Genomic DNA, 10,059 nt, shown 5'->3' on the forward strand with positions numbered 1-10,059 from the left:
GCTTGCCAATGAAACAAGAAATCTTGTTCCACGTGGAACAATCCCCAATCAACAACTCTCCTTCGGAACGCTGGCCCCAATTCAAAAAACTGATGACAATTTGCTGGTATGTACTGTAGGGGGAGATGACTGGCTAACTCAGAAAGCTTTTTCAAGGGCGCATTATTAAGTCGGATTTGAATCCCTGTAGCAGAAGAAAACTGCAGTCCCACAGGAATACCTGGTTTGATTCTGGCAAACACCTGAAAATGCACTTCATCCGTTTGTATTACATTTTTTAAATTTCGGGTACGAAATGAGCGCCCCATAGCAAGTAAATAGATGGCCTCAAGAACACTGGTTTTGCCAGATCCATTTTCGCCTGACAAGATGTTTATACCAGGGTCTGGATAAACAACGGCCTTTTGAATATTTCGAAAATGGGTAAGAGTTAATTCCGTCAGCACGTTATATCTATCAAATAATAATAAGAGCGTTTCGTTTTATGATTTCGGCCTTATATATCTCATAACCTCAAAATCGATACATTTAGGTTTTAATCAAGTAATGCTGTTATCAGATTTCCAGCATTTCAAAATCTTCTTTTCCAACGCCACATTCCGGGCATTCCCAGTCATCAGGAATATCATCCCATGCCGTACCTGGCGGAATACCTTCTTCCGGCAATCCTTTAGCCTCATCATAAATAAACCCACAAACCAAACACTGCCATTTACGCATAAACATCTCCGACTAAAATTGTTAAATATATATGGTGACATCTTACAACAAAACAGGTTTTACGTTGATTGCATAATTGTCATTCAAATTATGGTAAATTGTTCAAAGCAAATCATTATCAACTTATTAAGTGATTAAAACGATTATGAGACTTCCCACTTTACGCCAACTGCAGTATCTAACCGCTGTCATTGAAGAAAAACATTTCGGACGAGCTGCAGAAAAATGTCATGTGACACAATCTACCTTAAGCGCGGGAATTCAGGATTTGGAAGACCTGTTAGAAGTAGGTTTACTTGAGCGAACCAATAGAAAAGTATTGACCACACCTATTGGGGAGGAGGTGGCAGAACGAGCTCGGCAAATATTGTCACTCAGTGATGATTTAGTGGATCTGGCTCAAGCAGAAAAAAACCCTTTATCCGGCAGGATAAGAATTGGCGTCATTCCGACAATAAGTCCATTTTTATTGCCCCGTGTATTGCCCCGTATACGCAAGCAATTACCACAGTTAGAGCTATTACTTATTGAGGATCAGTCCGAAAGATTATTAACACAAGTTGAAAATGGCAGTATTGATGTGGCGATATTAGCCTTTCCGTTTAATACTCGAAATCTTAATTATCGTGTTATCGCTGAAGAACCTTTCTGGGTTGCATTACCCAAACAGCACCCATTAAGCCGTTATGAAACATTGCAACCCCACCAACTACCCATCAATGAATTATTACTTCTGGCAGAAGGCCACTGTATGCGGGAACATGCCATAAGTGCCTGTCAGTTACCGGCATCTGCTCAGCGGCGGAGTTTTCAGGCGACCAGTTTGTATACCTTGATAGAAATGGTGGCCAGCGGATTAGGAATAACATTGATTCCACAGATGGCGATTAATTCAGATATGGTGCGTCATGCAGATATCTGTCTGCGCCCCCTAAAGCAGGATAGTCTCGCAAAACGTGAAATCGGACTGGTCTGGCGACCCAGCTTCCGCCGAACCAGCACACTGGAACAATTATCATTGAGCTTTACCGCAGCCATGGAAGAGAGTGATTAACCTTTACTGGCATATTCAGCGCGGATTTGAATAAAACTCTGTCTCAAAATGACCGAGGTGAATGGTGCCTGAAAGCGGGCAGTAAGTAATCCTTTTGGATTGACCAGAAATACCGCATGAGCCAGATCCTGATGTGCATATGCCCGGCTTCGGGTAAAAAATGCCTGTAGTTCCTGTTTAGCAGATGCTGCGGCAGAAACAGAAATGACATGGCCCTGAAGGTTGTGAGACTGGCTCAGCGCAAGCAACTGTCTTGTCTGCTGACCGGTGGTATCAATCAGCACAACTTGAACTGTTCGATTGGCAAGACCAGCCTTTAAATTGCTCAAAACTTTCAGGATCGCATCACAGTCAAGGCAATCTGCTGATGTGAAAAACACAAAACTCCATTTACCCACTAATGCGTCATTGGTAAACACCGTATTTTCAATGTTATGTCCCAGAAACTGTGGAATTTCCAATACTGGTTCAAACTGCGTCAGCATCGCGTCAACCTGGCCTGAAGACTCATCCGTTTGGTGTTGCGGACTGAACGTAAGAAAAAACAGTAATAATAATGCCACCAAGCCAAGATATGTCAGCAAAAAACGCTTAGAATGGACATTTTTAAACATATTCTGCATCGTTGGCTCTCCGCGACACGTTGGCAGGCTTACTCACTAAATAATTAAGCGCCCATGAAAGAAAAATTGCTTAAGTCTACTATCGTTGTCAGCATAATGACCTTTTTATCCCGCATTTTGGGATTTGTTCGAGATATTGTGATTGCCAGATTCCTTGGGGCAGGAATGGGGGCTGACGTTTTTTTTGTTGCTTTCAAAATACCCAACTTTCTGCGACGCCTGTTTGCCGAAGGCGCCTTTTCCCAGGCCTTTATCCCCGTTCTTGCCGAATATCGTGAACGTGGCGATGGTGATTTAAAAAAACTTATTGCTGCTACCAGCGGCACCCTGGCGGGGGTTTTATTTTTCATTACGCTGATTGGCGTCATTGCCGCGCCTGTCATCATTCTTGTGTTTGCCCCCGGCTTTATTGATCAACCGGAAAAATTACAGTTGGCCGGAGAGCTGTTAAGAATAACTTTCCCTTATATTCTGTTTGTCTCATTAACCGCACTCGCCAGTTCGATTCTGAATAGTTATGGCAAGTTTGCCGTACCTGCTTTTACCCCGGTTTTCCTGAACATTTCGATGATTGGCTGTGCCTTATGGCTGGCACCACATCTGGATGAGCCGGTTAAAGCATTAGCCTGGGGGGTATTTATCGGCGGGATAGTGCAATTACTCTTTCAGATGCCGTTTTTAATGAAGATCGGCAGTCTTCCAAAACCCCGCTGGGGCTGGAGAGATGAGGGCGTTCAGAAAATTCTGCGACTAATGATACCTGCCATGTTTGGCGTATCTGTTTCACAAATCAATTTATTGCTGGATACCTTGCTGGCTTCATTTCTAATCACCGGCAGTATCTCCTGGTTGTATTATTCGGATCGACTGGTTGAATTTCCTTTGGGCATTTTGGGCATTGCCCTGGCGACGGTCATCTTGCCCAATCTTTCCCGTAAACATGCAACAGCCTCGATGCAGGAGTTCTCACATACAATTGACTGGGCATTACGCTGGGTATTTTTAATCGGTACCCCGGCAGCTATCGGCTTGATCATTCTGGCTGAGCCATTATTGATTACCCTGTTTCAATATGGTGAATTTACACCTTATGATGCTCATCAGGCCTCTTTAAGCTTAATGGCTTATGGCCTTGGATTGTTGCCGTTTATTTTCATCAAGGTTCTGGCGCCGGGCTTTTATGCCCGCCAGGATACAAAAACCCCAGTCAAAATCGGTATTATTGCGATGGTCAGCAATATGGGGCTGAATATTATCCTGATGATTTATCTGGCCCATGTCGGCCTGGCTCTAGCAACGGCATTGTCTGCCATGCTCAATGCCGGATTGCTGTATTACACATTACGCAAAAAAGCGGTTTATCAGCCGATTAGCGGCTGGGGAATATTCTTTATCCGCATGTTATTAGCCAATCTCGCTCTTGTATTTTTCCTGTTATGGACTAATCCAAACAGTAATGAATGGATAAGCTGGGGAGGCTGGCACCGGTTTGGTGTATTAATGGGGCTGATTGGACTGTCTGCGATGATTTATTTTGCCGTTCTCGCAGCATGTGGAGTTAGGCTGAAAACTCTGGTCATGCCGCACTCCAATACATAAAAAAGCCCTCGTTGAAGAGGGCTTTTCGACAAACCTGGAGAGAAACTTAAAAGCGTCGACCGATACCGATACCGTAAACAAACGGGTCAATATCTGCATTAATCTTAGCACTACCGACCGCTGTATTTTTAAACCGGGCAGTGGTATCAATATCCAGGTATTTAATATCCATATTGACGAACCAGTCCTGGTTAATGGCGATATCCACACCGACCTGTGCCGCCCAGCCCCATGAGCTTTCCAGTTTAACTTTATCGCCGGAATTACTTAACAGAGAACTACTGGGGACTTTTTCATCAAAGAAATACGTGTAATTCACACCGGCGCCAATATAAGGACGAATATTGGAGTCTGGCAGAAAGTGGTATTGCAATGTCAAAGTGGGTGGCAACACTTTGGTATCAATAACATCGCCCAGGACTGCCCAAGATTTTTCACCAGTAACCGTGTGTTCTGAATAACCTAAAATCAGCTCTACCCCCCAGTTTCGCGTGATCATATAGGTAATATCCAACTCCGGAACCGTATCACTGTCTACTTTCACACCTTTCGTTCCTGTATCAGCGCCATTAACCGTCAGACTACCACTGCTGTCATTAGGATTAACATTGATAATACGTCCCCGGATTAACCAGTCACCCGCCTCATAAGCCATAACAGTAGTAACAGGTCCAGCCAAACCAGCAGCCAGCAGGATAGAAGAAATCAGGGGAATTTTTTTCATGGGACGACTCCGAATAATAATCTGTTGTGATACACAGTTTCAGATCATACGGAGTACCGGTGTTTCGGCATTGATCCAGGTCAATAAAATGTTTTTTGGGTGTGTTTATCTTTGAGCGCAGTTCTACTGGAGCTCCTGTATTCTCTCTAGAGGGAAATACTGCGGTGTACTATTTAAGTCATGTTCAACGCCCTGCGACGGAATAAGTTCCGGCCCTTAGGATTGCGTTATTGAAGATCAACAGACTTCAGGTTATCCACAACGTTGTTTTAATGCCGGCAGATCCAGAATCGTTACCTCTTTACCTTGCGTCGTTAATAACTGCTGTTCCTGTAATTGCGTAAATAAACGGCTGACCGTTTCAATCGCCAGGCCAAGATGGTTTGCGATATCACCACGTGACATTGTCAACTGGAACGACAAAGCAGAATATCCACGTTCACTGAAACGCTGAGAAAGTGATAATAAGAAACTAATCAGCTTTTCCTGAGCGGTCTTTTTACCCAAAGACAGTAATAAATTTTTATCGGCTGACATTTCTTTACTTAATCGCGTCATTAACTGATTCTGTAACTCTGGAATCGTGGCACTGAACTCCTGCAAGCGCTCGTAAGGTAATTCGCAGATGCTGCTGGCCTCAAGTGCACGAGCCGTTGATAAATAACGTTGCTGGTAAATGGCATCCATCCCGATAAACTCTCCGGGAAAATAAAAACTAGTGACCTGTTCGCGTCCATCAGCCGCTGAAATGGTGGTTTTGAACGAACCTGAACGAACAACAAATATCGTCTTGAAGGTTGAGGCAGGTTCAAACAGAATTTGATGTCGTTTGAAGCCAGCACTGCGCTTGATGATCTGATCCAGTTTGGATAAATCATCCCGATGCAGCCCCAAAGGCAGGCATAGCCGGTATAAAGCACATGATTGACAGGCAAGTTGATGATGATGTTCAACCTTGGCAAAATCCTCAAATAATGGCGTTATCACCCTGGCTTGTGTCATTTTATTTTCCCTAAAAAAGTCACAGGCCATGATAACGCTTCAAACCCGGCACTGAAACAGTTATTATTTGTTTTTATTTCAGTTTTCAGGAAAGCTAATGACCGCTCGTAGCGCCAATGTTGCGCGTAACACGCTCGAAACCCAAATTGAAGTTTCCATCAACCTGGATGGCAGCGGAAAATTCCAATCCGAAACCGGCGTGCCATTTCTCGATCACATGTTGGAACAAATTGCCCGTCACGGCTTATTTGATCTGCAAATCAAAGCAAATGGTGATCTGCATATTGATGCTCATCACACGGTTGAAGATGTTGGCATCACCATTGGCCAGGCATTAAAACAGGCACTGGGTGATAAAAAAGGCGTTGTCCGTTATGGACATTCCTATGTGCCTTTGGATGAAGCTTTATCTCGAGTAGTACTTGATTTATCAGGCAGACCCGGCTTCGAATTTGATGTGACTTTCACCCGCGACAAAATTGGTGAATTTGATGTGGATTTGTTTTATGAATTCTTTCAGGGACTGGTCAATCACGCCGGCATCACCTTACACATTGATAACCTCAAAGGGCGTAATGCGCACCACATCGCAGAAACGATTTTTAAGGCTTTCGGGCGGGCTCTGCGTATGGCTGTCACGCTGGATGAACGTGCTTTACAACAATTGCCTTCCACCAAGGGTGCTTTATAATCGATTAACGATTTTCTAACTCTACTTTTCTAGCTCAGGTCCTTGTTTTATGCGTCGCGTTGCAGTTATTGATTACGGCATGGGTAATTTACGCTCAGTCTCCAAAGCCTTGGAAACCGTAGCCGATAACCACACTCAGATTTTTGTTACCGCTGATCCGTCCGAGATCCATGCCGCTGATCATATTGTGTTTCCTGGCGTAGGCGCTATTCGGGACTGCATGGCAGAACTCAAAAAACTTGAACTCGACAAACTCATCATCGAAATGGCCAGTCAGAAACCATTCCTGGGAATATGTCTCGGCATGCAGGCTTTATTAACCCATAGTCAGGAAAACCAGGGCTCAGATGGCTTGGACATCATTGAAGGTGACGTTCTGTACTTTGAAAAGGCGGTTGAACAGGGGCTGAAAGTACCGCACATGGGCTGGAATGAAGTCGAGCAAACCTTCGCACACCCCTTGTGGCAAGATATACCTCAGAATAGTCGTTTTTATTTTGTTCATAGTTTTTATGTGCAGCCTGCAGATGAAACCAAAATCTCCGGCCGCAGTCATTACGCTTTACCTTTTGCTGCCGCATTGGCACAAGAAAACCTGTTTGCCGTACAGTTTCACCCTGAAAAAAGCCAACATGCCGGCTTGCAGTTATTGAAAAATTTTATTAACTGGGACGGTCAGTCCTGACAATTTGTTTGATGGAGAAAGCGTTATGTTATTAATCCCTGCCATTGATCTTAAAGAGGGTCACTGCGTTCGATTGCGTCAGGGACGCATGGAAGATAACACTGTATTTTCGGAAGATCCGCTGGCCGTTGCGACAAGGTGGGTTGAAGCCGGTGCCAAGCGATTGCACATGGTGGATCTGGACGGTGCTTTTGCGGGTAACCCTGTTAACGCTAATGTTATTCATCAAATCTGTGCCGCTTTCCCGGATCTGGATGTGCAGGTGGGTGGTGGTATTCGTGATGAAGACACTATTCAAACCTATCTCGATGCTGGTGTTCGCTATGTCATTATCGGTACTAAAGCCATTAATGCACCCCATTTTGTCGGGGATGTCTGCGCCGAGTTTCCCGGCCATATCATCGTCGGACTTGATGCCAAAGATGGCAAGGTGGCCATTGATGGCTGGTCGAAATTATCCAACCATGACGTGATCGATATTGCTCAACAGTTTGAACAGGATGGGGTAGAAGCCATTATTTACACTGATATCAGTCGTGACGGAATGATGCAGGGAGTGAACTTGCAATCAACACGAGATCTGGCCCGCGCCATCAATATTCCGGTCATCGCTTCTGGCGGCGTAACCAACTATGACGATATCAAAGCGCTTTGTCATTACGAATCCGAAGGTGTCATGGGTGCCATTATTGGTCGCGCCATCTATGAAGGTACCATTGATTTGGCCGAAGGCCAGGCAATGGCCGATCGTTTAAATCCACCACTGCAATTCTGATCTGATATGGCTTTGGCAAAACGTATTATCCCCTGTCTTGATGTCGATGCCGGCCGCGTCGTAAAAGGTGTGCAATTTGTCGATATCCGTGATGCCGGTGATCCGGTAGAAATTGCCAAGCGTTACGATGAACAGGGTGCAGATGAACTGACTTTTCTGGATATTACGGCTACTCACCATAACCGTGACACCATGGAAGACGTGGTCAAAGCCGTTGCCAGCCAGGTGTTTATTCCACTTACCGTTGGAGGTGGCATTAGAACAGTAGCGGATATTCGTCGTATGCTGAATGCCGGTGCAGATAAAGTCGGCATTAATTCAGCCGCCGTCAGCAACCCTGATTTTGTTCGCGAAGCGGCTGAGAAATTTGGATCACAATGTATAGTCGTGGCCATTGATGCCAAACGTGTATCGGCTGACGGGGAAACACCGAGATGGGAAATATTTACCCATGGTGGTCGACAGCCAACAGGTATTGATGCCGTCGAATGGGCCAAAAAAATGGTTAAATTAGGCGCGGGTGAAATTTTACTCACCAGCATGGATCGCGATGGCACAAAATCCGGTTTTGATTTGGAACTCACCCGGGCCGTCAGCGATGCCGTTGTGGTGCCGGTTATTGCTTCCGGTGGTGTGGGTAAACTGCAGGATCTGACGGATGGTATCAAGTTGGGACATGCGGATGCGGTTCTGGCCGCCAGCATTTTTCATTTCGGTGAACATACCGTCGGTGAAGCCAAACAACAAATGGCAGAGCAGGGCATAGAGGTGCGTTTATGAGCTCATGGCTGGATCAGGTAAACTGGGGCAGTGATGGCTTGGCGCCTGTTATCACACAAGAGTTTTCGACTAAGCAAGTACTTACTTTAGCCTGGATGAACCGTCAGTCATTACAGCTGACAGCTGAAACCGGTCATGCTGTTTACTGGTCACGTTCGCGACAAAAACTGTGGCATAAAGGGGAACAGTCCGGTCATCAGCAACTTATTAAGTCGATACGTATTGATTGTGATCAGGATGCTATTTTGCTTGAAGTTGAACAGATTGGTGGCATTGCCTGTCATACTGGACGTCATCATTGTTTCTTCCTAGAACTGCAGAACGGTGAGTGGCAAACCACTGAGCCGGTTCTGAAAAATCCGGATGAGATTTATTAATGCGTGATACCTTGCATAAACTGATGGCAGTGCTGAATGAACGTAAAACTGCTGATGCCGACAGTTCATATGTCGCCAGCCTGTATGCGGCCGGCACCGACAAAATTCTGAAAAAACTAGGCGAAGAAGCCACTGAAACGGTTATCGCCGGAAAAGCGGGTGATCGAGAGCAAATCATCTACGAAACTGCTGACCTTTGGTTTCACTCTATGGTGTTACTGGCGCATAATGATATTGATATCGATGCCCTTTTAACCGAGCTGGATCGTCGTTTTGGTTTATCAGGTCATGAAGAAAAAGCCAGCAGGAGCAAAAAATGACCGACTGTATTTTCTGCAAAATTATTGCCGGTGAGATTCCCTCTTCAAAAGTCTATGAAGATGAGCTGATTTTTGTGTTCAAGGATATTAATCCGAAAGCCACCGTTCATCTGTTAGTGATTCCTAAACAGCACATCGCACGGTTGGATCATCTTGATGAAAGTCATAGCAGCCTAATTGCTCATATGTTTCTCAAACTGCCAGCGCTGGCAAAGTCACAAGGTCTGGAGACCGGTTTTCGTACCATTATCAATACCGGTCCCGGCGGTGGTCAGGAAGTCGATCATTTACACATTCATTTGCTGGGCGGTAACAATCTGCCTGGTTTTCATTAGGAGCGCGTCATGGGATTTGGTGGAATCAGTGTATGGCAATTATTGATTGTTCTGGTCATTGTCATTTTGCTTTTCGGCACTAAAAAACTGCGCTCCCTGGGTGGTGACCTCGGTAGTGCTATTCGCAGCTTTAAATCCTCGGTACGTGAAGGCGAAGATGAAAAAAAAGATGAAGCTGGCAATCTGAAGCATGACAACGAGACCGAGCAGCATCAACAGCAACATGAAGAACACGACAACACCAAACGCTAATCACCGTGTTTGATATTGGTTTTTGGGAACTGTTAATTATTGCCGTTGTGGCATTAATAGTAATTGGCCCGGAAAAACTGCCAAGAGTGGTTCGTGTCTGTGGCTTGTGGATTGGCCGAGCC

16 protein-coding genes are annotated in these 10,059 nt (G+C 45.1%); 11 read left to right on the forward strand and 5 right to left on the reverse strand.

The annotated features are described in order from the left end of the window. Both B3O33_RS14430 and B3O33_RS14435 read right to left on the reverse strand, forming a co-directional pair. The coding region (locus tag B3O33_RS14430; RefSeq protein WP_292363869.1) for an AAA family ATPase at window positions 1-446 on the reverse strand (446 nt) is incomplete at its 3' end. A gap of 109 nt (window positions 447-555) precedes the next feature. Continuing rightward, window positions 556-720 (reverse strand): rubredoxin, encoded by a 165-nt coding sequence (locus tag B3O33_RS14435; protein WP_292361074.1) that lies wholly within the window; start codon window positions 718-720, stop codon window positions 556-558. A 145-nt stretch (window positions 721-865) separates the two neighbouring features. On the opposite strand from B3O33_RS14435, the gene B3O33_RS14440 reads away from it, so the two are divergent. Continuing rightward, window positions 866-1,774 (forward strand): hydrogen peroxide-inducible genes activator, encoded by a 909-nt coding sequence (locus B3O33_RS14440; protein ID WP_292361076.1) that lies wholly within the window; start codon window positions 866-868, stop codon window positions 1,772-1,774. Here the strand turns inward: B3O33_RS14440 and B3O33_RS14445 are convergent. Continuing rightward, window positions 1,771-2,397 carry a redoxin domain-containing protein gene (locus tag B3O33_RS14445; RefSeq protein ID WP_292361078.1) on the reverse strand — a complete coding sequence of 209 codons (627 nt, stop codon included), beginning with the start codon at window positions 2,395-2,397 and terminating at the stop codon, window positions 1,771-1,773. The two genes, B3O33_RS14440 and B3O33_RS14445, sit on opposite strands and share 4 nt — an antisense overlap. 54 nt (window positions 2,398-2,451) lie before the next feature. Here B3O33_RS14445 and murJ point away from each other — a divergent pair, with 54 nt between their 5' ends. Continuing rightward, window positions 2,452-3,996: a murein biosynthesis integral membrane protein MurJ gene (gene murJ / locus B3O33_RS14450; protein WP_292363870.1), complete on the forward strand. Its 1,545-nt coding sequence runs from the start codon at window positions 2,452-2,454 to the stop codon at window positions 3,994-3,996. 46 nt (window positions 3,997-4,042) lie between these two features. Here the strand turns inward: murJ and B3O33_RS14455 are convergent, their stop codons facing one another. After that, window positions 4,043-4,720 carry an OmpW/AlkL family protein gene (locus B3O33_RS14455; RefSeq protein WP_292361082.1) on the reverse strand — a complete coding sequence of 226 codons (678 nt, stop codon included), beginning with the start codon at window positions 4,718-4,720 and terminating at the stop codon, window positions 4,043-4,045. A gap of 252 nt (window positions 4,721-4,972) precedes the next feature. Next, window positions 4,973-5,722: a fumarate/nitrate reduction transcriptional regulator Fnr gene (fnr, locus tag B3O33_RS14460; RefSeq protein WP_292361084.1), complete on the reverse strand. Its 750-nt coding sequence runs from the start codon at window positions 5,720-5,722 to the stop codon at window positions 4,973-4,975. Window positions 5,723-5,819: 97 nt separating this feature from the next. Here fnr and hisB point away from each other — a divergent pair, with 97 nt between their 5' ends. The 9 genes from hisB to tatB all read left to right on the forward strand — a co-directional run. After that, window positions 5,820-6,413: an imidazoleglycerol-phosphate dehydratase HisB gene (gene hisB / locus B3O33_RS14465; protein WP_292361086.1), complete on the forward strand. Its 594-nt coding sequence runs from the start codon at window positions 5,820-5,822 to the stop codon at window positions 6,411-6,413. A 49-nt stretch (window positions 6,414-6,462) separates the two neighbouring features. Beyond that, window positions 6,463-7,098, forward strand: coding sequence for an imidazole glycerol phosphate synthase subunit HisH (gene hisH, locus B3O33_RS14470; RefSeq protein WP_292361089.1), 636 nt, complete (start codon window positions 6,463-6,465; stop codon window positions 7,096-7,098). 25 nt (window positions 7,099-7,123) lie between these two features. Beyond that, complete coding sequence (hisA, locus tag B3O33_RS14475) at window positions 7,124-7,873, forward strand: 1-(5-phosphoribosyl)-5-[(5-phosphoribosylamino)methylideneamino]imidazole-4-carboxamide isomerase (RefSeq protein WP_292361091.1); 750 nt, start codon at window positions 7,124-7,126, stop codon at window positions 7,871-7,873. A gap of 6 nt (window positions 7,874-7,879) precedes the next feature. Beyond that, the gene (hisF, locus tag B3O33_RS14480; protein WP_292361092.1) at window positions 7,880-8,653 is read left to right on the forward strand and encodes an imidazole glycerol phosphate synthase subunit HisF; all 774 of its coding nucleotides are present in this window, start codon (window positions 7,880-7,882) and stop codon (window positions 8,651-8,653) included. Continuing rightward, on the forward strand, window positions 8,650-9,030 hold the full coding sequence (gene hisI, locus B3O33_RS14485) for a phosphoribosyl-AMP cyclohydrolase (RefSeq protein ID WP_292361094.1): 381 nt from the start codon (window positions 8,650-8,652) through the stop codon (window positions 9,028-9,030). Before hisF ends, hisI begins: the two co-directional genes overlap by 4 nt. Beyond that, window positions 9,030-9,350 carry a phosphoribosyl-ATP diphosphatase gene (locus B3O33_RS14490; RefSeq protein ID WP_292361096.1) on the forward strand — a complete coding sequence of 107 codons (321 nt, stop codon included), beginning with the start codon at window positions 9,030-9,032 and terminating at the stop codon, window positions 9,348-9,350. Before hisI ends, B3O33_RS14490 begins: the two co-directional genes overlap by 1 nt. Then, window positions 9,347-9,685 (forward strand): histidine triad nucleotide-binding protein, encoded by a 339-nt coding sequence (locus tag B3O33_RS14495; protein WP_292361097.1) that lies wholly within the window; start codon window positions 9,347-9,349, stop codon window positions 9,683-9,685. The genes B3O33_RS14490 and B3O33_RS14495 overlap by 4 nt, the downstream gene beginning before the upstream one ends. A 9-nt stretch (window positions 9,686-9,694) precedes the next feature. Next, a complete protein-coding gene (tatA, locus tag B3O33_RS14500; protein WP_292361099.1) occupies window positions 9,695-9,937 on the forward strand; it encodes a twin-arginine translocase TatA/TatE family subunit in 243 nt (80 codons plus the stop codon). Window positions 9,938-9,942: 5 nt separating this feature from the next. Further along, a partial coding sequence (gene tatB, locus B3O33_RS14505; protein WP_292363876.1) for a Sec-independent protein translocase protein TatB occupies window positions 9,943-10,059 on the forward strand: 117 nt, incomplete at its 3' end.

The sequence above is a fragment of the Methylophaga sp. UBA1464 genome (assembly GCF_002325665.1).
In the GTDB taxonomy this organism is placed as follows: Bacteria; Pseudomonadota; Gammaproteobacteria; order Nitrosococcales; family Methylophagaceae; genus Methylophaga.